Source organism: Paenibacillus albiflavus, assembly GCF_004344915.1.
Classification (GTDB): Bacteria; Bacillota; Bacilli; order Paenibacillales; family NBRC-103111; genus Paenibacillus_AM; species Paenibacillus_AM albiflavus.
In genome coordinates this window covers 89,138-113,311 of sequence record NZ_SKFG01000013.1, presented here as the reverse complement: position 1 = coordinate 113,311, position 24,174 = coordinate 89,138, and the positions used below count along the sequence as shown (strand labels likewise).

Below are 24,174 nucleotides of genomic sequence, written 5' to 3'. Positions count from 1 at the left end.
GCAGGTATTTAGACCTCTTTTACCGAATCTATTACTATTTAGAGATTTTTTATCATGATTTTGGAGGTTTACCATGTTCCGCAAAAACACGAAACTTACCTTTCTTGTCATACCGGATGCCAATTCCGCTGTTGTCAGATTTCGAATATCGAAATATATGCTTTATTTATGCGCTGCCCTTCTTATGCTTATTGTGATTTGCTCTGCTATCATCTATTATTTGCGACTTGATAGTGTTCAATATGCCAAACAGCTTGAGGCAAGCTTGTCACAATCCGAAGCTCTGCAATCCGAGCAGAATACAACGATTAATGAACTGCATAAGCAAGTCGTCGCCCTATCTGACCAGGCAAAACAGGTTCAGGTAAAGCTTGAAGAAATGCGAAAATTAGGAGAAACTGTCATCGATATAGCGAATACAAGTCCGAAAAATACATCCCCTAAAGTAACGGCGCTTAGTGACTCTGGTCAATCAGGCGGTATCGGCGGGAGCCTGAACGAAGTCACAAGCGAAGAGATGCTTCAATTGTCTAAGGAAACCCAGCAGCTCCTCACCAAGCTCGATGGGCAAATGAGTGATGTGAAAGATTCACTTATCGAAGCTAAAGCCTATGTAGAACGTAAGCAATACGAATTAGCCATCACGCCATCCATATGGCCTACTGATTCAAGGAAGATTACTTCCGAATTCGGTTATCGAATAGATCCCCTCTCAAGACGTGCTTCATTCCATTCTGGGCTTGATATTTCGGCAGATATGAATACGCCCGTACATGCCACAGCCGATGGCGTTGTTGAATCTACTGGCTATGATCGTGCACCAGGCAATCATATTATCATAAGCCATGCGAGCGGGCTCAAAACTCATTTTATGCATCTAAATAAGATTCTTGTTCAAGAAGGCGATGTCATCAAGAAGGGGGATATCATCGCCCTTAGCGGCAATACTGGCAGAAGCACTGGCCCGCATCTCCATTATGAAATTATAAAAGATGGCATCTCAATTGATCCGACTCCATATCTGAATAACTAATTTGCTAGAAAAGGAATGATAGGCATGTTCAAATCCAAAAATAATCCAATGAATCCAAATACAACAGATACTTTAATCGGAGAAGGCACCATTTTTGAGGGCACGATCAAATCAAGTGCAACCATTCGAATAGAAGGAACGATTACAGGATCGATCGAATGTTCAGGTGACGTTATGATTGGTGAAAAAGGAAATGTAAAATGCAATATTTCCGCTCGTGACGTGGTTCTAGCTGGCAAACTCCATGGTGATGTAACAACGAAAGGAAAAATTGTCATTGCCTCAACTGGACAATTATATGGCAATGTGAGTACACCATCGTTTACAATACAAGAAGGCGGAATATTTCATGGCATCAGTACGATGCATACCAAGAACTCGCAAGAATCTACTACTCCGATACAAACTAGTTCTAATATCGCCTCAAATCAATAGACTATAATGAATAGAAATATAGGAGATTAATAGGATGACGAAACAAACGATATTATTTGATTTAGACGATACACTTGTCCATTGTAATAAATATTTTCATGAAGTATTGAAGAAATTTGCCCAGACGCTAGTAGGGTGGTTCAGCAGCTATAACTTGCATGAGGCGGACATTCTGAAGTGCCAAGTGGAAATGGATTTAGCGGGTATTGAACAGCAAGGCTTAATACCTGAGCGATTTCCTGAGTCATTAGTAGAAACCTATGTTTACTTCTGTAAACAATACGGGCTTCAGCCTGAACAACAGCATATTATCTATGTAAAAGAGCTAGGATTTAGTGTATATGAGGTTAAAGCAGAGCCTTATCCTTACTTGCATGAGACGCTTAGCCAACTGCAAGGTAATGGACATACGCTGTGCTTATATACTGGCGGAGAATCTTCGATTCAGATGCGCAAGGTTCACAATGCAAATCTAGCATCCTATTTTCAGGAACGCATTTTTGTTACGATTCATAAAACAACGGAGTACCTCAAGTCTCTTATTCATCAATATGATTTTGATCATGCCCGTACCTGGATGATCGGTAACTCTGTTCGTACAGATGTGCTGCCAGCGCTTGAGAATGGATTGAATGCCATTCATATGAAAGCGCAAATTGAGTGGCAATATAATGAAGCGGTCATTAACGTCAAACCTCAGGGAGCTTTCTTCGAGATTCACTCCCTTCATCAAGTCCCCGAGGCTATTGATAACTATACACGTAATGCCAATTATAGATCGACAGTAGTTTGATTTAATGCTTCTGCAGATAGGGCGACTTGATTCGTTGAGTCCCCTATTTGTTCTATTACTTGAACGAGTGCGTTCATTTCTTCTCCAACACGCAATGACTTCTCAATATGGTAATCCATTGAGGCTTTGATATTATCAAATACGTTCCTCGTATCAACCGCCTTCGCTTTACCGTTTATCATCGCTTGTGTCACTTCATTAATCGCTTCCGTTACATCCAAAGCATAACGATTGGATTGTGCAACTAGTTCATTGATTCGAGAAACGGTATTCTTCGTATCAACCGCTAATCGCTGCACTTCTGACGCTACAACCGAGAAACCCCTGCCATAATCACCAGCACGCTTTGCCTCAATCGAAGCATTGATGGACAACATATTGATCTGCTTGGCAATGTTCTCGACAAGTGAAATAATCTTGGATATTTGCCTTGAAGATTGAGACAACTGTTGAACCGTCTGTTCCATTCTCCCTGTACAGTTCGAGATGAATGTAATTTGATCATTCAGTTCATGCATTTTGTCCGTACCTAAATTCGCGAGCTCATGCGTTTGTCTTGAGAAAGTGATGTTAATATTAACCGATTGATGTATTTCCGCGCTACTCGCGATCAGCTCTTCAACAGATGCATTCGTTTCCTCTGTTAGAGCGGCTAATGCTTGTGTTAATGAAGCAATTTTACCTTTCAGCATTTCTTTAATCTCATTGTATTGCTGCTGCTTCTGATTCAAATTCTCCTCTTCATAAGCCTCCAATACGAGCTGTTGTTCAAAATTTAGTAACTTGGAAACGGTACGAATCACCAGGAATCGTTCATCGGCATCTGGCGTTTTGTCATGTAGAAGTTCAATGAATATATTGAACAGATGTTGAAATGCACCCATATACCACTTAGGCTCAAGGCCAATTTTGAGATGAACTTGTGCAATTCGTAAGCGCTTACTAACGAATTGTTCATCAATGACACCGCTAAATAACTCTGTTAAATGAACCTTGAGCGTATCACGCAATCGGTCCACTGTACTATGGGTCTCAATAATGTTATGAAGCTTATTCACTTTTAATACGGATCCATAGAAGGCTGCAACCATTTCATCAATATGTTCTGCAATTAAAGGCTGAATGCAACGAACGATTCGCAAATCCTCTTCTGTCAGATTAATAAGATTAAGCTGCGTCATAATATCACTTCGCTCATTCACGAATAGATTCGCATCTTTCATTTGATTTGCTTGATGAATCCAAACTGATTTTTCTTTTCTAGCGCTTCTTCCAAGAAGATTGACAACTGGCTGCATACGTTCATTAAGCACTCTTCCCACCTCTAATTATCAGAACATTATAAAAACTTTTCGTATATATCCGTATATATTATAGCAGTCAATGTCGAATTGTAATTGTTTAAATTATGAACAAAAGATGCTTTTTCTGTATAAAATGCTATGATATTAACTGATAATGTTGAATTTTAGTAGAGAGAGGACGAGCTTCTTGTGGCTAAACTTTATTTTCGATATGGAACGATGAATAGCGGTAAATCGATAGAGGTGCTTCGTACCGCACATAATTATGAAGAACAAGGTAAGAAAGTGCTCTTATTAACGCCATCGATTGATGATCGAAGCGGTGTCGGGATTATAGCATCCAGAATTGGAATGCAGAAGAATGCGGTTATCGTAGAAGAAGAAGCAGATCTATTCGCCATTGCCCACGAAGAGCGTCCCAACTGCATGATCATTGATGAAGCCCAATTTCTAAAGAAACATCATATATGGCAGCTAGTTGCCATTGTAGATGAACTGAATATCCCTGTTATTGCTTATGGATTAAGAGGTGATTTTCGTGGAGAGCTGTTCGAAGGCAGCTATCACCTGTTTGCACTTGCAGATAAAATTGAAGAGATTAAAACCATCTGCTGGTATTGCGATCACAAGGCGACGATGAATATGAGATTGCAGGACGGCAAGCCTGTTTTTGAAGGGCAGCAAATTTATATTGCCGGCAATGAAAGCTATCTCCCTGTATGCCGTAGATGCTATAGCACCAAAAAGAAAGAAACAGCCAATTGATACGGTCTCACCGTCTAAATTCGATAATACCCAAATATTTTTTTGTATGAAAGAGGCTTTCCCAACAGTAGATTCTACTTAAGGGAAGGCCTCTTATACTGTCAGGAATATTGTATTTTTCGTCATGTCCTGCAAATTAGGGGCATACAACTATAAACAGGGGTTGTTTTAAATGGAGGGAAAGGAGATCGCATGAAGTTCATATGGGGCAAAAAGGAATTCACCCTAATGATCATTCGCGGCGCGAATCGTCGTGTCATTCGTTTAAAGCTTCCGCAAAGCACATTTATTATTATCCCGACTATAGTCAGCCTAGTCTTAATCGGTTTTCTACTCACCGTGTATTTTATGGATTTGAATTTACAGGAAACGACAGAATCGTTACAGCAAGTGAATACAGAGCAGGAGCAGTCCTATTCCAAGCAAATCGCGACGCAAAACTCTGAAATGCAAAAATTACAAGATCAGCTCTTGGAATTCTCCGACCAAACCGATCAATTCAAACAGAAGCTGGCTGAAATTCAGAAGCTGGAGCATGTTATTTCCATCATGACAGACAATTCAGCCTCAAATTCGAATAACTCCATTACCCCTAATAGCGAGAACCATCCGCAAGTTTCACAAGATGTAGGCGGCGTTGAAGAGCCAGTCACCGCGGACGAATGGATCGCCTTAATAGGCAACACGAAGACCGATTTATCCGATTTGATTAGTAACATCGAAGGATTATTAACTTCTCTTACTGCCTCTGAGCAGAAATTAGTAGAGGCGGAAGCTTTACGAGAAATCACGCCAACGATTTGGCCATCTGATTCTCGTCGTAAAAATTCCGGATTCGGGATACGCAAGGATCCCTTTACCTCCAAAGCAAGTATGCATACAGGGCTCGATATTGATGGTGAGATCGGCGATAATGTATACGCTACAGCCGGCGGTAAGGTGATAGAAACAGGAACCCATCATGATTATGGGAATTACATTCTGATCGAGCACTCTAAAGGCGTTCAAACGAAATATATGCACCTTAGCAAAATACTTGTGAAGAAAGGCGACAAAGTCAGCAAAGGCAATTTAATCGGGCTTGTCGGAAGCACGGGACGTAGTACAGGGCCACATTTACATTATGAAGTAATTCTAAACGGTAAGCGTGTGAATCCCGAACCTTACCTACTCTCTTCCAGAAAGGATGATTAAGCGTATGTTTGGATTGAAAGGCAAAAAATATTATTCAGGCGGCTCGCCCGATTCCATCATCGGCGGACACACCTTATGTGAAGGGAAGATTATGTCTGAAACTTCGATCCGAATCGAAGGTCAAATCCAGGGTGAAGTGGATTGCGCAGAAGATGTCACAATCGGTGAAGGCGGCGTAGCGCAAGCACGAATTCAAGCACGTGATGTGATAATCGCAGGTAAGGTTAAAGGTGATGTTAGTGCAAAAGGCAAAATGATCATCACCCCTACAGGCGAATTAGTAGGCAATGCCCAGGTCCGAACCATTATTATTGAAGATGGCGGCATATTTAGTGGCAACTGCACCATGGTGACAGCAGCAGAGACAACTGTTCCTAAGCTAGTCACGAATAACAAACATGAGCTGCATCCTGCTAGTAAAGCAGAAGGCAAATTAGGTCAAGTGAATTAAGGTCAAGTCAATGAGTTCTATCTAACAATAATTAGGCGTTTATTCTCACTTTTAATTGAGGATAAACGTTTCTTTCTTTGGCCCAATCAGCATAAGTGACAACTCATTCTGAATACAATAGAAATACATCAAATCAATGAATTGGAAACAGTTTACAATCCCACAATTTGACTGTTTACAGATTATGCTTCATAATTTAATCTATCACTTAATTAAAAATCTAATTATCAAAGGAGGTGCAACCTATCGTTCTCCATAAGGAGAGATAGGATGTTACTTGGACAGTGACCCCATTCCCATATTTATAAGCTTATTGTTAGTTTTGTTGTTTGTCGTTATAAATGGTATGATAGTTGCCGCAGAATATGCCTTCGTCAAGATACCTCGATCTTTCATTGACACCAAGGCTGAGGGCGGCAGTCTTCAGGCCAAATTGGCCAAACATATGATGAACAATTTACAAGCTTATTTATCTGCTTCAGAGCTCGGCATTATTATGGCGACCTTAATTACCGGGCTGTATGGAGAACAAGCTATTGTTTCACTGTTATCACCTTTATTCCAATTGATTCATTTTCCCATTTGGTTGAATCATCTGGCTGCTCTATTACTCGCTCTTGGTTTTCTTACAATTCTACATGGTGTTATTGGTAGACAAATACCCAAGATGCTCGTCAATCAATCTGCTGACAAAATTGCAATTGTGTTAGCAATCCCGATGTTTATGCTCTATAACATCATGCGTCCGATGAACTGGTTGACTCATCGCCTATCTGCAGGATTCTCGCGCATGATCGGCATTCGTGTTAACGAAGAGCAAGCTAATTCCGATCCAGAAGACGAAATCCGCATTCTTATGCAAGAGGGTTATAACGACAGCAGCATGAATCAATCTGAACAGACCTTAATGGATAATATTGCTGAGTTTGCAGAAACAAATGCAAAAGAAATCATGATTCCTCGAACTGAAATGGTGTGTTTGTACGCTAATTTGCCTTATGAAGAGAATAAGCAAATTTCAATTCAGGAGATGCGTACACGATACCCTGTCTGTGATCCCGATAAGGATAATATTATTGGATTTGTACACATCAAGGATTTAATGCAGAATGACGGTCTTAATACCGATCTCCGATCCTTGATTCGTCCTGTATTAAGCGTCCCTGAGTCTATGCAAATCTCTACCTTACTGCAGCTCATGCAGAAGAGGAAGACGAAGATTGCCTTATTAATTGATGAGTACGGCGGAACTAGTGGTCTTGTAACCGCAGAGGACATCATTGAGGAAATCGTTGGCGACATACAAGGCGAGCTAGATGAGGAACGTCCTGCTATCGAAATGGTTGAAGATGGTGTTTATTCGGTAGATGGCTTGATGCTGATCGATCAGATTAATGAATTACTTCATACGAGTATTGATACGGATAATTACGATACGATTGGAGGCTGGATGTATTCACAAGTTGAAATTCCACCTAGAGCTAATCAGATCGTTTCATATAAGCAATTCGAATTTATCATTACAGAGGTGGATCACCTGCGAGTCTGTCGCATTCTAATTCGCCGCACACAAACAGAACCTTACTTCATCTCGGATGAAGAAGTATCCTAACAAATCAAAGCGCTCACTCGTAGCAATTACGACCTGAGCGCTTTTTTATTATGTATGGTTCAGGAATAGGTCATTCCGGCACTGGACATAGTTTTCGGTTGGATTGGCAGCAAAATATCAACCGTTGTTCCTTCATTCACCTTACTCTGAAACTTTAACGTTCCGCCATGGTATTCAATAAATCGCACACAAATCATCAAACCTAGACCAGTCCCCTGCTCTTTAGTCGTATAGAACGGCTGTCCTAAATTTTGCAGCTCTTTTGGTGAAATCCCCACACCTTGATCGATGATTCGTATCCGAATATGATTCCGATCCTCCCTCTGAATCTCAACCACCAGCTTAGCATCTGCTTTCATGGATTCAATTGCATTCTTAACAATGTTAATGAAAACCTGCTTGAGTTGATTTGCTTCGCACTTAATCATCGGTAAATCCTCATCAATCTCGAACTGCAAGCCAATCTGCTTCTCCTGCATTTGGGCCTTGAACAACTCTAATGTCTCTTGCATAATGACATGGATATAGGAATAGGTCATACTCTCCTTTGTCGGTCTAGAGAACAATAGAAAATCACTGACTATCCCATCCATTCGTTCAATTTCGGATGAAATTAGATCAAGAAACCGAATGTTACTAGGATCTTTCTTAATCAACTGAACGAAACCAGAAATAACGGAAATAGGATTGCGAATTTCATGTGCGACACCAGCCGCCATCTGAGAAACCATTGACAGCTTCTCCGAATTCCGTGCTACGATCATAAGCTCCATCACACGCCGCATAAGCTGAATCAGAATCATTAAGAAGAAGAACGTGGTACCAAAGCTGAGCAGAAACGACCAGTTACCCTCAATACCTGATAATCGCTCTACAATTTCTGTAGCTCCAGCTATGCTAAGCACGAAACTTCCGAACATGAACAGCTTAGCTTCGCGATGTCCCTGCTTTACTTTATAATAGATCGTCAAGTAGTTAATGAACATCGTAATGAGAATAACGATTAAGTACCCGCTTATCAGGTTCATTATCGATGCCGCATCCATCAGAATGAGTATAGCGGCTACCAGGCAATACAGCAGGTGAATCTGCCAGATTCTTCTCACATACTTCAAGCTGCCAGCTCCGAACATAAACTCGATCAGCATTATAAAGCCTACATAACTAAAATTAAGTGAAATCATATTCAAACAAGTCCAGAACATTGTATTGTCATACAAATAATAAACGCTCGTCATACGACTTATATTAAATATCCCCATCCAGATTGATAGAACCGCGAACGAAACAAATAACTGCTGATTGCGGAATACAACGAAAGAATATAAGAATATAACACCAATAATGATGTAAAATGAACCGAAGACCAGCTCATCCATATTTCTTAAAATAACATTCAGCATGATGTCTGACCTGGCACCAATAATCGTATCCCCCGTCACCCCTATTTTGGAGCTGTTAGAATAGACACGAATATAGATTTCATCCCCCAAAGTATTCTCCGGCAGGGCTACTAACCGCATTGTAGTACCAGGAAATTTCATACTATAAGCAGAATTAATTTCTCCATATTTATAAAATAAACCTCGGCTCGAATAGATCTCATATTGCTGATGAGCTTGGATCGTTATACTAGGATCTCGCCAATCTCCTTGCGGAATTTTTAATTTTAACCATAACTGATTATGTTCTTTACGTCCTTCGGGATTTAATGGGCTCGTAATCGTTTCCCAGCTATCATTTCTTTGATTCAACTTATGAATCCAGTCGGGAACTTCATAGGCATTAATAGTTGAGTCTTCCCAGTAGTAACTCCATTTATCAAGTGTGAGAAGCTCCGATTTGCCGAATGATAGTGGTAAGAACTTAACGGTAAGGTAAAATGCAAATATTCCGATAAAAATAAAGGCAAGCATTATTTTCGAAAATTTACTCACATAAATCCCTCACATCGACATTTAATTGCAGTAAGATACATTATTCTGCATCTTGGTAGTAATTCCCTCCTATAGCTAGTGCCTACTAAGGGAAATATAGCTTAGTATACTAGTTCTTTTGGAGGTATTGATATGTCTAAAGATAAAACTATGGATCCCATGACTGGAGAGAAAGTTGCAACTGATGGTGTTTATGCGAATGAGTCTGGTCAGGAAACTAGCCTCAAACGTGGAGATGAGTTTCCAGCAGATGTTATATTAGGGCAAACCACTTGGGAGCTCAAAGGCTTCTCCTTAAATGAAGGCGAAATCGATCATCAGAACAAACAGAATACATCACCAAGACTTCATGCGGATCGCGGCGACAAGTAGAAGCGGTTTCACCGTCTACAAAAAATACACACCACAAATAGTTCAAGCATATTCTCATGCTTGAACTGTTTGTGGTTTGAACTCGTCATTATTGATCCTTACGACGCAATTCATCTATAATACGCTTACCAGTAGGAGTCTGTGCTAGTCCACCCTGTGCAGTCTCGCGATGCTTCTCTGGCATACTTACACCAACCTCATACATAACTTGAATAACTTCATCAGAAGGGATAACGCTTCTAACCCCAGCGAGTGCCATATCGGCTGCAGCTAATGCCGTTACAGCGCCAAAACCATTGCGTACAATACACGGTACTTCAACTAATCCACCAACTGGATCGCAAATAAGTCCAAGCGTATTCTTCAGAGCAAGTCCTACAGCATGGATCGCCTGTTTTGGCGTTCCACCACGAAGCTCAACCATTGCACCAGCAGCCATCCCAATAGCTGACCCTACCTCAGCCTGACAACCGCCCTCTGCACCCGATACGAATGAATTATTGGCGATTACATAACCGATAGCCCCTGCACAGAATAATCCACGGACAAGATGCTCGTCGTCCCAGCCAAAGCGAGATTGTGCACTTACAAATACACCAGGAATAATCCCACATGAACCAGCAGTAGGTGTAGCTATAATACGTCCCATGGATGCATTCACTTCAGATACTGCTAGCGCATACGCCATGGCTGTACCAGCTATGTCACCTAAACAAGCCTCACCCTGCTCGTTAAACTTCTGCACGCGCTGAGCATCTAAACCCGTCAATCCGCTGCGTGAAGTCGTGTCCTGTGTTAAACCTTTTTGGACAGCTTCTTTCATAACCGCATAATATTCTGCCATACGCATAAATTCAGTGTCAGGTGTATTTCCTGACTCAGCCGCTTGATTCTCAATCATGATATCAGAGATTGATCGACCAGACTGTTCGCATAAGCTCAGCAACTCTTCTAATGTCCGAAACTTCATCGTTACCCTCTTTTCATAAGTTCAACAGTTCTTACTTCCTTCACTTGTTGCATCTCCTGCAATTCTTGAATCAGCTTGGACGTTATCGGATTGTCGATTTCAATCACCGTTAACGCTTCTCCGCTTCGTCCCTTGCGGTCCAAAGATAAGTGACCGATATTAACGCCTTCGCGTTGCAAAAGCCCTGTAATTTCAGCTAGCATGCCTGGGCGATCTATATGTGTAATGACAAGTGTTGAATAATTGCCAGTAAATCTAACATCATAGCCGTCAACTTTGCTGACTTCGATGTTCCCGCCACCGATCGATGCGCCCTTCATCGTTAATTCCTTATCGCCGTGCTTCAGAACAATATTCGCTGTATTGGGATGACCATAATTGCCAAATCCTACTTTGAACGTTATTTGGATACCCATCTTCTCAGCATCTTCCATTGAAGTCACGAGACGACTGTCATCTGTATCGTAATCCAGAATACCTCCAACAATTGCAAGATCCGTACAATGTCCTTTATAAGTCTCTGCAAAAGAACCGTAGAACGTAATTACAACTTGCTCTGGCTGACATCCTAATAATTGTCTTGCTGCACGTCCAAGACGAGCTGCCCCTGCTGTATGGGAGCTCGACGGTCCAACCATCGCTGGCCCAATGATTGCAAATACATCTTTAAATCTCATGCAATTGCAGCTCCTTTTTATCTATGATTAGCTTCGGATCTCTTCATCATCAAGGAGGCCAAGACGCTTCCCCTCTTTGATTGCTTCTGCACGAGAGCGAACCCTCAACTTCTCAAAGATTCGAGAAAGATTATACTCCACTGTACGCTGGCTCATGAATAACATGTCGGCGATTTGACGATTATTTAATCCATTTGCAGCCTCTCGTAAGATATTATGTTCTTTTTCCGATATTGTAACACCTTCTACTTGGTCTTTGTTATTCGTGGTGGAGAAAATTTCAGTGCGTCTTAGTTGTCTTAGCAAGAACGATGGAATAATCGCGTCGCCGCGTAAAGCGCATCTAATCGCCATAATCAATTGATCACGTGACGATGCCTTGGAAATAAATCCAGATACACCAGCTTCTACTAAAATATTAAAATTAGGAGCGATATCGAATCCCGTATATATCACGATAATGGCATCTGAATTAATAACTTTTACCTTGCGGGTAAGTTCAAGACCGTTCATATTGGGCATGTTCAAATCAAACAGCATAATATCGAACTGCCTTGCAGACACTAATTTAAGCGCTTCCTCACTAGAGTAAATAACCGTTACTTTCATATCGGCTTCTTTTTCTATCAAATTCTTGGTGCCTTCGCCAACGGAGGGATGATCATCTACTAGTAATATTTCAATCATATGTATCTCACAATTCTACAAACTCCACTATTTTTTGTTTCCATTCTTGCTCAATAGGCAGCTTCTCAATAAGCTCCTTCGCCTCATATTGAAGTGTACGCAAAATAACCTCAGCATATTGCTTACTGCCTGATGATTCAATAAGATCAATGATCTGATTCTTGATCGATAGTAAATCTGTCTGTGACGCGTAGCCTTCATAATAATCTCTTACGATCTGCATAATCGGGTGATCATGATCCAAGAAGTATAGTATAGGCAATGTACGCTTACGATTCAATAAATCATTTCGCAGATCCCAACGAGAAATGCCTTTGATATCATTGCGGATCTGGCCAATGGTCCCAATACTTTGCCCGTATTGAGCAATTAGCTCATGATGTTCATCTGTAACCAAAGTTGCACCAATTAAACAAGCACATGCAATTAAAGAGCCTGATTTATTGCGGATCATATGCAGACAATCTTCTTCTTCATTCACATAGTTCAGCAAATCTGTATGCTGACCATTCACTGAGCGCAGAATCCCATGATTCAAATATCTCATCGCTCTCGTTCTGCTAGAGTTGGAGAATGCACAATCATCCAAGGTTGCGATACTCAGCGACTGTAGTCCAATCGCTACATTCAGCGCCTGAGCAGGATCTACCTGCGACCAAGGCACATCCAGATTATCTCTATCTTGTAGATCATCATAAATATCAAGAGCAAGCACCATAAGTTCGACAGCGGCGCCAGCCTTCTCGATCTCTTGTGAAGTTCCACCTAACATTTGATAATGAAGCCTAGTGAGATCACTGAAAATGAAGGATTCCGTCAATTTGTATTCCAAAAATGATGTTGCTAATGCTCTTAGATGAGATTGGATAAAGTACTGATTGATCTTGCCACGCATAAATTGCTCTAATGACATACGTTTGTTCAACAGAAACCAACTCCCTTTTGTAAAGTCACATAAGAAGAAACGGTTTCACCGTCTTTAAAGACGGTTGCGTTTCTTAATAGAAAAAGCATTCTCCCAATGTTAGTAATGACTAGGAAGAATGCCTGATTAGTACGAGTCCTCTGACACGAATGTTATAAATTCTAGAATACAAAATAAGTATACAATTTCGTCTACTTTATATCAATGTTTTCAGATAAATAACTTGAAATTTGACATTATATGTCCAATTTTCAATAAATGTCTAAACCACGCAAATGACTATTATGTATAAATTTGATAATATTCCATAATAATTAACATATACATAAACTAGCATTGCGTATTAGATGAGAGAACCATTATCACTTTATGAATTTAGTATGAATTTTACTAAATTTATATACAATTAAGGCGTTAGGAGTTAAAATAAGTATTGAATTTATCTTGTAGGAGGAGGGTTGTTTAATGGCTTATGTAATTGTGTCCCCTTGTATTGGTGAGAAGGCGGGAGAATGCGTAACAGCTTGCCCGGTTGACTGTATCCAAGAAGGTCCAGAGCAGTTCTATATCGATCCAGATACTTGCATCGAGTGTGGAGCATGCGTAACTGTATGCCCGGTTGAAGCGATTTTCTACGAAGATGATGTGCCTGACAACGAAAAGGAATACATAGAGAAGAACCGTGCGTTTTTCAAATAATATGTAGAGCACCTTTTCCAATAGGTTAAGGCTTAATAAGGAATTCAATTGACAGAATTCTTTATCAGATATAAGACATAGGATACTTTCGTATCCTATGTTTTTTCTGTTTTATGCGCCTATCGTTTGGCTAAAAAAAGAGATACAAGGCATTGCCCCGTATCTCGATCTAGAACCTATAGCAGTTCTTTGCGCAATTGCTCAGGTGTTTTAGGTGAAAGAAGTCCGAATGGAATATCGAACACCGTCTTAGCACCTGCTTGCCCTTCTTTGGACAACTTGTAAGCAGCTCTTGCATATGCAACAAGCACACTCGAAGTGAACTCTGGGTTGCTGCCTAACTTCAGGCCGAACTCAATAATTTGCTTCGTGCCTTCCCCTGTTACTCCACTGCGGAAAACAAGACCACCGTGAGGCATTGCGGAGTGGTTCGCTTTAAGCTCTTCCTCCGAAATGAAATTCACTTCTGTATCATAATCTGCAAAGTAGTTCGGCATAGACACAATCTCGTGCTCGATCTGTTTAAGATCTGCGCCTTCTTCAGCGACTACGAAACATTGACGCAGATGCTTGTCACGTGTTGATAATACAGGATCTTTACCTGCACGAACGCTTTCAACCGCATCCTGGCTAGGAATTGTATATTGTACGCCGTTCTTAACGCCTTTAATTCTGCGAATAGCATCGGAGTGACCTTGGCTCACGCCTTTACCCCAGAATGTGTATTCTTTGCCTTCAGGAAGGACAGCTTCTGCTAGCATGCGATTAAGGGAGAATAGACCTGGGTCCCAACCTGTTGAAATGACACTTACAGTACCAGCCTGACGAGCAACCGCATCTACTTGCGCAAAATACTCAGGGATTTTGGCATGTGTATCGAAGCTGTCTACTGTATTGAACATAGCAGCGAATTGAGGACCCTGTTCAGGCAAATCAGTTGCGGATCCACCGCATAGAATCAAGACATCAATAATGCCTTTATATTTCTCAATCTCAGAGATATGTACCATTTTAGTACCTGAGGCAACATTCTCTGGCGCTCTGCGTGTAAAGATTGCTTCTAATTGTAAATCGGGATTTTGTTTAATTGCCTTCTCTACGCCTTTACCTAAGTTTCCGTAGCCGACAATACCAACTGTGATCGTTGTTGACATACTCTCTTGTCCTCCTAGAAAAATCGTTTTTTCATATTATAGCGTATTTTGATATCAAGCTCCTGTAATAGAATAATTATATCGATAAGATCGAGCTATGAGAATGGATTAATAGACCATAAATTTGCACTAATGTACAGGTGAGTTACTATGATCTCTATCCCAGAGACTTCTTTTATAGTGACAAATTTCTTTTCCAAAATCAAATGCGAACCCGAATGGAGGTGGCCACGTCGTGAAGTGAGCGTTTACAAGATCGTATTCTCGAAATTGCCAATCTGATCAAAGAGCATCCTGCGACCTGGTATTCCATTGCAGAGTTACATGAAAAATAAATCTTTTATCCATTTGAGCTCATTTGAACGCTTGCATCTTGGGTTCGCGCCATTAATTTGCCTTGAATATAGGAAATTGTCAATAAACATAGCACGACAAAAATGGCTAATCCAATAAATAAAGGATCTGTAAAATTCGTTATTCTCATCATAAACAGAAGCATGAATACTCTAGATACGACATACATCCATTCCCGCCATACAAGCATGTGCGAACGTTTAACAATATCAAGACTGCCTGCCGTCATCTTCAATTGCTGTGAAACCACAATCGTTAGAAAATAGAACATCCCTATCGTCGTAACGATATTCGAGGTAATTCGCACGACAGGTAATGGAATGAGCATCAAGAGCAGGCCACAGCCCAAGAATACGACCGATATTACGAGCCACATCGATTCCTTCACTTTAAACTTGCGATAAGCCCACAGAGCGAGCAGCGCAAAGGTTGTATAACAAGTATTGAGTAATGCAATCATCGTCTTATCACTCGTGACACTGAATGTGAATAGCAGAGCAAATAAATTTTGAAATTGAAGAATGATACCCGTAGTTAGGCAGGATATGAGAAACCATTTCGCTTGAGGAAATTGAAAGATATTAGAGAAGGAAACCCGAGGCTTTATTGTTTCCTTGGTTACATGATTTTGCAGAGAAATAGGCGGAAGTCTAAGCGACAGCATTAACATCATCATAATAAAAATAAGCATTAGGACGAATGAACCACCATACTCAAACCATTTGATGATCTGAGATGTGATAAGAGGAATGGACATGTTAAGTATTTGACCCATAATATTTGTAATCGCCAAATAATGTCCAATTTCTTTATCCTGCCCCAAGACCGTAATACTCAAATTATGTGCTGTGGAGAAAATCCCCTGCATCATACCGACTGGGATTCCAATAAGCGTGATCCATAACAAGCGATTATCGAGCTCAAGCAAGGATAACAGTAGGAATGCAATTGCCCCAAAGCTTGCAGACAGCGACATTAACAATCGGATCGACCACCTGGACAGCATGCGAGTAGCGATAGAATAGGCGATTCCCCATGCTAACAGCAGCATCATATTGTACCAGGAGACATCGAATATATTCTGCCCCTGCTCCCAGATATAAAGATTGATAAAGATTGCGACATAGATAAACACGATATTCGAAACCACGTTCATGACAAGCAAAGTACGCAATCCTTTGGACAAACTCATCCGTAAACACGCTTCTTTCAAAATAATAATGTGAAGCATCCGATATCATTATAAACGGTTGAACTTGAACATAGCAAAGGGGTATACCAAGGTAGAAACACTACCTCGAAATACCCCTAATTATTAGGTGTTATGTAGCTTTAAGCTTGTTTCTTCGTCAGCTTATTCCGCAGATCACTATTCCAAGGAGTTCCTAGGAACGGTAATGCCCAACGATCTAAACCGTACCAACCAGCAACTTTCCACGCCATAACTAACCAAGTAGCTAGAACGAAAAGCAGAGGGTTTGTACTAACAGTACCCGCGAATAAAAACATAACGTTCATAAAGCCACCGAAGAAAGCAGCGATACCTGTTAGCAAACCGAAGATTAAACCTAGTCCAACCAATACTTCACCACATGCTACTACATAAGCGAATACTTTAGCATTTGGCAAAACAGCATTCTCTAGGAACCATGCGTACCAACCCGCTACGTCCTTGCCGCCTTCCGCTTTTGCGAGTGCGCCTTTTACAAATCCTTGGATGGCTGCACCCGCTTGACCGCCTACCCAAGTTTCACTGTTAAGTTTACCCCAGCCTGCTGTGACCCACGCATATCCTACATATAATCGGATAATAAGCCAGATCCAAGCGGAACGGGTGCTGCTAAATAAAAATCGTGAGACCGGATTGTCTGGAATAATGATTTCTTTAGGCTTAGCCTGATATTCCATCGTTAACACCCCTTATCCTTTGATAATTTCATTATATATCAGAATAATCAAATTATAAAGCAATAGAAGTATTTAAACGGGTTAATTGTTAGAAAATTCACAAAGTTGATACATTTCATTTGTAAGATCAAAATTGCCCTTCAATCCATCTGTTATATAAACCTTCTGATCCGCAGTAACAAAAATCGCCTCTACATTGTCCAATCCGTCGACAAATTTCTTCCCTTCCTCCAGACCAAGAGCGAACACGGATGTTGATAATCCATCTGCATCAATGGATTTATCGGTCACGATCGATACGCTGCTCAGGTTATTATTCACGGGATAACCTGTTTGCGGACTTAGAATATGGTGATAATGTACGCCGTTCTCGACAAAGAAGCGCTCATAAATACCTGAAGTAACGATTGTTTTATTGTTTACCTTCATCTTTCCAATCTGGTTACCGCGTTCTTCCTTTGGATCTTGAATGCCAATATTCCACTGCGAGCCATCAGGTTTAACGCCGAGTGCAAAAATATTGCCGCCTAAATCAATGATTGCGCTGTTGAAGTTATTCTTAAGCAGATAATCAGCGATTTCATCCGCAGCGTATCCTTTGCCAATCGCCCCAAGGTCAATTTCCATACCTTCTTTGGCCAGCTTAATTTCTTTCTTCGACTCATCAAGCAGCACATCTTTATAATTGATTTTCGTTAGTGCCGCATCTAAATCAGGCTTCGTCGGAACATGAGCGCCTTCATTTCCGATTCCCCACAAGGAAACAAGGGGTCCAATCGTTAAATCGAATTGTCCTTTTGACAGCTCCGAATACATTAGCGCTTTTTGAACAACATAGAAGGTCTTGTCCGACACATGTACAGCTGCTTTGCCAGCGGCTTGATTCACCTTAGAAATCTCACTTGTGTCCAAATTACGGCTGATCTGAGTATCGATTACATGCGTAAGTTCTTTAATTTCTTGAAAATTCTTTTCCGTAGCCTTATCGTCATATATGCGTATAGAGACGATTGTATCGAACACAAAGAAGCTATCGGATTTGGGTTCCTTAACAGGAGCAGTTCCCCCATTTGGCGCTGAATTATTGCAGCCTACAATGAATACTACCATTAACATTAAACAAAAATACAAACCATAATAACGTTTCCTATTGTTTTTCATGATGTCCCTCAATTCTTTAATATGTATTCGCTATGCCATGCTTAATTGAAAGTTTAACATGGATAAGTGTATAATTACGAGGTTCTACAAGTACATTGTACCTAATATCACAAGATGAAATACATCTAAGGAGATAAAGGATATGAAATTAAAACGTGGCGATATCATACTTTTCGCTGTTATCCTCATCGCTGTCCTAGCTTTTATTGTGCCTAAATTTATTGGCGATAAGGGGAATCCCTCAGCCTCTGATAAACTTTATGCCAAGCTTACTGTAGATGGCCAGCTGATCAAAACGGTTGAATTAACCGAAGAAGAACAGCTCGTTCCAATCGATTCAAAGTTTGGACATAATGTGCTCAAAATTCACAATCGTGGTATCGAGATGCATGAAGCGAATTGCCCTGATGATGTATGTTTTACCTTTGGGTTTGTAACTAAGCCTCGTGGTACTATTGTTTGCTTGCCGAATCGCTTGTTAGTTGAAATTGTAGGCGGAAGCAATCAAGGAGATGAATTAGATGCATCTACAAGTTGATTCCTCTTCTGAAGCTCTCAGAAAAACCGTCATATTATCCATATTTGGTGCTGTTGCCGTTGTTTTGAGTATTGTCGAATCGATCATTCCTTTCTTCTCTGTTCCTGGCGCCAAGCTAGGGCTATCCAACATTATGGTACTTACTTGCTTGTACTTCTTTAAGGGAAGAGATACGTTTACACTAATTGTACTCAAAACAATCTTAACCGCCATTATTTTTGGGACATTCTCTAGTTTTTTATTCAGTTTTATGGGATCTCTATTCAGTTTCATCGTTATGTTCAGCCTAACGAGGCTTGGGAAAGATAACTTCAGTACAATTGGCATTAGTGTATATGGAGGAATTGCCCATAATATCGGCCAGCTTGCAGCCGCTTTTATCGTCATTAAGAGCAGTATTATTTTCTCCTATTTGCCTGTTCTAATGATCACTGGAATCGCAACTGGTGTGTTTATCGGCTATGCAACGCATCACCTAGTGAATTCCTTGAGCAAACTTCCATTATTTAAACCCTATGAAAGCCGCTTGTAATACGAAATAAGGATGAATGAACAACATGAAGCAACCAATCATTCAATTAAAGAACGTTACCTTCACATATCCAGGAAGGAATAACATGGAATCAGCAACGATTAACGATGTGAGTCTGGATATTCTGGAAGGACAGTGGATATCGATTGTCGGCCCAAACGGTAGTGGCAAATCAACGCTTAGCAAATTAATGAATGGGTTATTGCGTGCGAATAAAGGCTCAATTACAGTGAATGGGACAGAGCTTACTTCATCCAGCCTACGAGGGATTCGTCAGCAGATTGGCTTTATTTTTCAAAATCCAGATAATCAGTTTATTGGAAGTACAATATTCGAAGATCTGGTATTTGGAATGGAGAACAACTGCTTAAGCCGTAGCGAAATGGATGAAAGAGTACAGCGGTTTGCGGACAAGCTAACAATTACGCCATTCCTTCATCGACACCCGAGTGAATTATCAGGTGGTCAGAAGCAGCGGGCAGCAATTGCAGCTGTGCTTGCAATGGACCCGCGGATCGTTATTTTTGACGAGGCAACCTCAATGCTGGATGAAGGCGCCAAAGAATCTGTCATTGAACTTATGAGGTCCATGCATGCAAGTGGGCAATATACGATTATTTCGATTACGCATGACATGGACGAAATCATTGCTTCTGATCGAGTAGTTGCTATGAAGAGTGGTCAGATTATCGCGGATGACTCCCCATTTAACTTATTACAGCAAGAAGAAATTATTGAGGCATGCCGATTAAAGCCGCCTTTCTATATAGCATTATGTCAGGAGCTGCGACAACGCAACATCGACATCGGCATCCATCTTAACGAACGAGATTTGGTGAATAATTTATGGCAATATATTTCCACGATGTAAGTTATCGTTATCAAGCTACAAGTAAAGACGCCCCAAATGTACTTACCTCGATTAATTTAGAGATTCCAGATGGGCAGTTCGTCGGAATCGTAGGCTCAACTGGCTCAGGCAAATCAACCCTGATTCAGCATTGTAACGGAATCCTACAACCATCAGAGGGTAGTGTACACATTTACGATTATGTGATTGAGGCAGGCAAAAAGCAGCCGCTTAGAATGCTGCGTAAGCGAGTAGGACTTGTGTTCCAATTTCCTGAACAGCAGCTATTTGAGGAAACGGTCGAGAAGGATTTATGTTTTGGTCCTTTAAATTTTGGAATCGCAGAAGAAGAAGCTAAGCAGCTTGCGGGGCAGGCTTTGCAAGCTGTAGGACTAGACGAATCTCTGCTCAGCCGAAGCCCATTTGAGCTAAGCGGCGGTCAAATGCGCAAAGCTGCCATCGCATCCGTCCTTGCTATGAATCCTGATACACTGATACTCGATGAGCCTACAGCGACACTTGATCCGCAGAGTCGCGATGAGCTAATGTCGTTACTGTATAAGCTTTGTAAGGAAGGCGGCAAAACGATCCTGATCATCACACACCGCTTAGAGGAAATGCTGAACTATGCAGACCAACTGATTGTGATGCATGATGGCAAAATTGCCTTTGATGGATCACCTAGTGAATGGGCTAAACAAACAGAACCTTTCATGCAATCGCTAGGTCTGGTTGTTCCTAAATCGATCCGTTTAAAGCAGGCATTCGAGGACAAATTCCATACTCCTTTATCAGAAGATTACGGATCATTTACACCAGCCGAGCTTGCCGACCAAATTGAAGCTTATCTGGTTAAGCAAGGAAAGGATTGAGGATTGTGAACAATAAGTTCATTATAGGTCGCTACATTGATACGAACTCTTGGATACATAAGCTGGATCCGAGATCCAAAACCATCGCCATGATGCTGTATGTCATCACGATCATTACATCTGATTCCTTATACGATGTTATCTTAATCTCTTTTGTATCCTTTGCCATTATGTTAAGTACGCGGATTCCATTATCCACCTATCTTAGAGCAGTTCGTCCCTTGCGATTCTTGATTCTCTATATAATGATTTTCCATTTGCTCTTTACGCAGAGCGGTCAAGCTGTATTTACCTGGGGATGGATCCATATCACAAGCAATGGTTTATGGAAGGGCTTGTTCGCTGGATGGCGAATGGCGATGATGATTTCTTTTACAGCGATGCTCACGTTTACGACGACACCGAATAGATTGACGCAAGGTCTGGAGAGCGTTCTATATCCATTGAAGCTATTTCGTGTATCGCCAGAAAGAATTACGTTAATGCTGCAAATTGCCCTTCGATTCATTCCGACGATTTTCTCAGAAACGCACAGAATTATTAAGGCGCAAGCATCTAGAGGTGCAGATCTGAAAGAGCTGCCATGGAAAGCCAAAGGAAAAATGATCATTTCGCTTTTATTGCCTGTAACCGTCAGTGCATTCAGACGCGCAGATGATCTCGTGAATTCAATGGAATCCCGCGGTTATGAGCTTGGTGCCACTCGCAGCAAGTATCATACTTTATCTTGGAGCAATAACGATAGTTTACTGCTTATGATATTTATCCTCCTCATTGCACTAATTATTTGGTTATAATCAATTCAAGAGGCACGTTAGTAGTCACCTGTGCCGGGATTGTCACAAAGTTTCCATGAGTTTACATGTGAAATTTGGCACAATATCATTATTTTTTGATATAATTATTAGGTTGCACTTAAGACAACTAAAGGAGTGGACATCATGGCACGTTATTTTAACGGGAAAGAAATTGAACTGCTTGCACCTGTGGGCACATTCGAAATATTCGAATCTGTTATTCGTACTAATTGCGATGCTGTCTATATGGGAGGTCCTAGCCTGAATATGCGCATGCTGCGCAAGGGTTATAATTTCTCTTACGAAGAAATTGAGCAGGCAATCGCAATTGCTCATTCTCTAAATAAAAAAGTATATATCACTGTCAACAACCTGCTTAATGAAACAGAATTAGAAGATGCCGAGGCGTACTTGCAATTCCTCGCGCGCGTTCAGCCCGATGCATTAATTGTACAAGATTTTGCAATTCTTGAACTTATTTATAAACATAAGCTAAACATCCCAATTCATTCATCTGTCATGATGAACGTCCATAATATCGCAATGGTTCAAGCCGTCAAAGCGCTTGGCGTTACCCGTGTAGTCGCCTCTCGCGAGATGGATCTTAAAACGGTTGAATTGCTTCATCAGAAAACAGATATGGAAATTGAATATTTCATGCATGGTGACATGTGTACCGTACACGGAGCGAACTGCCTGATCAGTTCTACCATATTCGGTCTAAGCAGCAATCGCGGCAAATGCATGAAGCCCTGTCGCTGGGATTATCGCGTGAAGAAAGATGGTTACATTTATCCAACCGAATATCCGCTGGCTGCAAAAGACATGTTCATGTATGAGCATATTCCTGAGCTAATTAAGCATGGCGTTTCTTCTTTCAAAATTGAAGGACGTATGCGTGATAAGGAATTTGTTACGATGCTGGTCAATAGTTACGGGGACGCAATTGATCGTTATATTGATGACCCTATCGGCTTTAATCGCTCACAGGATACAAAGCTTCTGTACGATAATCGCAAACGTGACTTCTCAACTGCTTACGCCTTTGGCAAGCCTGGTCTTGACAACATCAATCGTCGTTATGAAGGGACAGGCAAGTTCTACAGCACAGGTAAAGTATTCAGTACGCCAACCGCTGAGAAGAACATAACAGATGAGCGAATTGAACTCATATCCAATTCCATTATGGAAGCTGTAAAGAAATCCAAGAATCCAGAGGCATCGTCTGGGAATAATAAGCATTCGCAAAGCACCCGAACTGAATTGTCTGTTCGTGTGAATAATATAGAACAAGCTCGAATGGCAATAGCAGAAGGAGTCGATCACCTTTATTTGAGTGGAGATGTATTCCTGCCTGATCTGCCATTTACGAAGCAGGATCTTATCGAATTAACAGCCAATAAGGGGAATACGAAGATCTATCTCGGTATGCCTCGAATGATGACAGAACTGCATTTTGAACAATATGAGCATTTATTGAAGCAGCAGCGCTTTGATCTTGATGGACTGCTCATTACGAACTTAGGGGCTTTATATAAATTCCGCAGCTTCGGTTATCCAATGATAGGTGATTTGTCGCTTAACCTATACAATCACAAAGCAGTAGAGCTGTATGAGCAAATGGGACTTGAACGATTCACCACTTCGATTGAACTGCCGCTGCAAGAATTCACAAACTTCATGGTTCAGTCTACGATTCCTAAAGAAGTGATCGTTCATGGTTCACCGATTATTATGTATTTGGAGCATGATCTCTACGAGAATGTGGAAGTGTTCCAACCTATCGGTGAAGAGGATAATCAATTCGTCGATAATGATATCCTTGTGTTAATGACGGATAAGGGAGAGAGTCCGGTTTACCAGGATCACCATGGTCGCAATCATCTGGCTCTGGCCAAAGAATTATGCTATCTACCATTCTTGCGCGAGCTGCAAGCAATTGGAGCCGCAATCGTTCGAATTGAAGGTGCTTCGTACAAGACAGAGCAGCTTAGAACGATTATCCAAGCCTACAAGAAGGCACTTCACTCTCCTGAACAATGCGTAGATCAATTTAAACAATTGCCGCCAGTTGGCGCTGGCTATACGCTCGGGACTTTACATTTTAATTAATTCAATCTGCTGCCAGGGTACTGGAACAGTTCGAATAGGAGA

The 24,174-nt window shown here is 41.0% G+C and carries 25 protein-coding genes; 15 read left to right on the top strand and 10 right to left on the bottom strand.

Annotated features, from left to right (window positions below; all coding sequences use genetic code 11):
• Positions 1-73 precede the first annotated feature (73 nt).
• From E0485_RS14340 to E0485_RS14330, 3 genes are read left to right on the top strand one after another with little or no spacing between them, the layout of a single operon-like run.
• The gene (locus E0485_RS14340; RefSeq protein ID WP_132418745.1) at positions 74-1,033 is read left to right on the top strand and encodes a M23 family metallopeptidase; all 960 of its coding nucleotides are present in this window, start codon (positions 74-76) and stop codon (positions 1,031-1,033) included.
• Positions 1,034-1,057: 24 nt separating this feature from the next.
• Entirely contained in the window at positions 1,058-1,468 is a 411-nt protein-coding gene (locus E0485_RS14335) for a bactofilin family protein (protein WP_132418744.1), read from the top strand.
• Positions 1,469-1,502: 34 nt separating this feature from the next.
• Positions 1,503-2,261 (top strand): HAD family hydrolase, encoded by a 759-nt coding sequence (locus E0485_RS14330; protein ID WP_132418743.1) that lies wholly within the window; start codon positions 1,503-1,505, stop codon positions 2,259-2,261.
• Here the strand turns inward: E0485_RS14330 and E0485_RS14325 are convergent.
• Positions 2,240-3,574, bottom strand: coding sequence for a globin-coupled sensor protein (locus tag E0485_RS14325; RefSeq protein WP_132418742.1), 1,335 nt, complete (start codon positions 3,572-3,574; stop codon positions 2,240-2,242). The two genes, E0485_RS14330 and E0485_RS14325, sit on opposite strands and share 22 nt — an antisense overlap.
• Positions 3,575-3,754: 180 nt before the next feature.
• Between E0485_RS14325 and E0485_RS14320 the strand changes: the two genes are divergently transcribed.
• The 4 genes from E0485_RS14320 (at position 3,755) to E0485_RS14305 (ending at position 7,587) form a co-directional block, all read left to right on the top strand.
• Positions 3,755-4,330: a thymidine kinase gene (locus E0485_RS14320; protein WP_132418741.1), complete on the top strand. Its 576-nt coding sequence runs from the start codon at positions 3,755-3,757 to the stop codon at positions 4,328-4,330.
• A gap of 192 nt (positions 4,331-4,522) precedes the next feature.
• On the top strand, positions 4,523-5,524 hold the full coding sequence (locus E0485_RS14315; RefSeq protein ID WP_132418740.1) for a M23 family metallopeptidase: 1,002 nt from the start codon (positions 4,523-4,525) through the stop codon (positions 5,522-5,524).
• A gap of 4 nt (positions 5,525-5,528) precedes the next feature.
• On the top strand, positions 5,529-5,975 hold the full coding sequence (locus E0485_RS14310; protein WP_165921184.1) for a bactofilin family protein: 447 nt from the start codon (positions 5,529-5,531) through the stop codon (positions 5,973-5,975).
• Between the two features lie 277 nt (positions 5,976-6,252).
• On the top strand, positions 6,253-7,587 hold the full coding sequence (locus tag E0485_RS14305) for a hemolysin family protein (protein ID WP_132418738.1): 1,335 nt from the start codon (positions 6,253-6,255) through the stop codon (positions 7,585-7,587).
• Positions 7,588-7,646: 59 nt separating this feature from the next.
• On the opposite strand, the gene E0485_RS14300 is transcribed toward E0485_RS14305, so the two are convergent.
• Positions 7,647-9,524: an ATP-binding protein gene (locus E0485_RS14300; RefSeq protein WP_132418737.1), complete on the bottom strand. Its 1,878-nt coding sequence runs from the start codon at positions 9,522-9,524 to the stop codon at positions 7,647-7,649.
• Between the two features lie 132 nt (positions 9,525-9,656).
• Between E0485_RS14300 and E0485_RS14295 the strand changes: the two genes are divergently transcribed.
• Positions 9,657-9,896 carry a hypothetical protein gene (locus E0485_RS14295; RefSeq protein ID WP_132418736.1) on the top strand — a complete coding sequence of 80 codons (240 nt, stop codon included), beginning with the start codon at positions 9,657-9,659 and terminating at the stop codon, positions 9,894-9,896.
• Positions 9,897-9,984: 88 nt separating this feature from the next.
• Here the strand turns inward: E0485_RS14295 and sdaAA are convergent, their stop codons facing one another.
• Genes sdaAA through E0485_RS14275 form a run of 4 tightly spaced genes read right to left on the bottom strand, consistent with a single transcriptional unit; the run spans position 9,985 to position 13,155 of the window.
• The gene (gene sdaAA, locus E0485_RS14290) at positions 9,985-10,866 is read right to left on the bottom strand and encodes an L-serine ammonia-lyase, iron-sulfur-dependent, subunit alpha (RefSeq protein ID WP_132418735.1); all 882 of its coding nucleotides are present in this window, start codon (positions 10,864-10,866) and stop codon (positions 9,985-9,987) included.
• A 2-nt stretch (positions 10,867-10,868) separates the two neighbouring features.
• On the bottom strand, positions 10,869-11,543 hold the full coding sequence (gene sdaAB, locus E0485_RS14285) for an L-serine ammonia-lyase, iron-sulfur-dependent subunit beta (protein ID WP_132418734.1): 675 nt from the start codon (positions 11,541-11,543) through the stop codon (positions 10,869-10,871).
• 27 nt (positions 11,544-11,570) lie between these two features.
• Positions 11,571-12,230 carry a response regulator transcription factor gene (locus tag E0485_RS14280; RefSeq protein ID WP_132418733.1) on the bottom strand — a complete coding sequence of 220 codons (660 nt, stop codon included), beginning with the start codon at positions 12,228-12,230 and terminating at the stop codon, positions 11,571-11,573.
• 7 nt (positions 12,231-12,237) lie between these two features.
• Positions 12,238-13,155, bottom strand: coding sequence for a polyprenyl synthetase family protein (locus tag E0485_RS14275; protein WP_132418732.1), 918 nt, complete (start codon positions 13,153-13,155; stop codon positions 12,238-12,240).
• A 465-nt stretch (positions 13,156-13,620) separates the two neighbouring features.
• Between E0485_RS14275 and E0485_RS14270 the strand changes: the two genes are divergently transcribed.
• Positions 13,621-13,854 (top strand): indolepyruvate ferredoxin oxidoreductase subunit alpha, encoded by a 234-nt coding sequence (locus E0485_RS14270; RefSeq protein ID WP_132418731.1) that lies wholly within the window; start codon positions 13,621-13,623, stop codon positions 13,852-13,854.
• 176 nt (positions 13,855-14,030) lie between these two features.
• Here the strand turns inward: E0485_RS14270 and E0485_RS14265 are convergent, their stop codons facing one another.
• The 4 genes from E0485_RS14265 to E0485_RS14250 form a co-directional block, all read right to left on the bottom strand.
• The gene (locus tag E0485_RS14265; RefSeq protein ID WP_132418730.1) at positions 14,031-15,008 is read right to left on the bottom strand and encodes a diaminopimelate dehydrogenase; all 978 of its coding nucleotides are present in this window, start codon (positions 15,006-15,008) and stop codon (positions 14,031-14,033) included.
• A 340-nt stretch (positions 15,009-15,348) separates the two neighbouring features.
• On the bottom strand, positions 15,349-16,554 hold the full coding sequence (locus E0485_RS14260) for an MFS transporter (RefSeq protein WP_165921183.1): 1,206 nt from the start codon (positions 16,552-16,554) through the stop codon (positions 15,349-15,351).
• Positions 16,555-16,694: 140 nt separating this feature from the next.
• Positions 16,695-17,270 carry a DoxX family protein gene (locus tag E0485_RS14255; RefSeq protein WP_132418728.1) on the bottom strand — a complete coding sequence of 192 codons (576 nt, stop codon included), beginning with the start codon at positions 17,268-17,270 and terminating at the stop codon, positions 16,695-16,697.
• 81 nt (positions 17,271-17,351) lie between these two features.
• Positions 17,352-18,431, bottom strand: a complete 1,080-nt coding sequence (locus tag E0485_RS14250; RefSeq protein WP_235857577.1) for an FAD:protein FMN transferase — start codon at positions 18,429-18,431, stop codon at positions 17,352-17,354.
• A gap of 142 nt (positions 18,432-18,573) precedes the next feature.
• Between E0485_RS14250 and E0485_RS14245 the strand changes: the two genes are divergently transcribed.
• The 6 genes from E0485_RS14245 to E0485_RS14220 all read left to right on the top strand — a co-directional run bounded on the left by E0485_RS14245 (position 18,574) and on the right by E0485_RS14220 (position 24,132).
• Entirely contained in the window at positions 18,574-18,969 is a 396-nt protein-coding gene (locus E0485_RS14245; RefSeq protein ID WP_132418727.1) for a NusG domain II-containing protein, read from the top strand.
• Positions 18,953-19,501 (top strand): Gx transporter family protein, encoded by a 549-nt coding sequence (locus E0485_RS14240; RefSeq protein WP_132418726.1) that lies wholly within the window; start codon positions 18,953-18,955, stop codon positions 19,499-19,501. Before E0485_RS14245 ends, E0485_RS14240 begins: the two co-directional genes overlap by 17 nt.
• 25 nt (positions 19,502-19,526) lie before the next feature.
• The gene (locus E0485_RS14235; protein ID WP_132418725.1) at positions 19,527-20,372 is read left to right on the top strand and encodes an energy-coupling factor transporter ATPase; all 846 of its coding nucleotides are present in this window, start codon (positions 19,527-19,529) and stop codon (positions 20,370-20,372) included.
• Entirely contained in the window at positions 20,348-21,223 is an 876-nt protein-coding gene (locus tag E0485_RS14230; RefSeq protein WP_132418724.1) for an energy-coupling factor transporter ATPase, read from the top strand. The genes E0485_RS14235 and E0485_RS14230 overlap by 25 nt, the downstream gene beginning before the upstream one ends.
• Before the next feature lie 5 nt (positions 21,224-21,228).
• Entirely contained in the window at positions 21,229-22,020 is a 792-nt protein-coding gene (locus tag E0485_RS14225) for an energy-coupling factor transporter transmembrane component T family protein (RefSeq protein ID WP_132418723.1), read from the top strand.
• A 144-nt stretch (positions 22,021-22,164) separates the two neighbouring features.
• Positions 22,165-24,132: a peptidase U32 family protein gene (locus tag E0485_RS14220; protein WP_132418722.1), complete on the top strand. Its 1,968-nt coding sequence runs from the start codon at positions 22,165-22,167 to the stop codon at positions 24,130-24,132.
• Positions 24,133-24,174 lie beyond the last annotated feature (42 nt).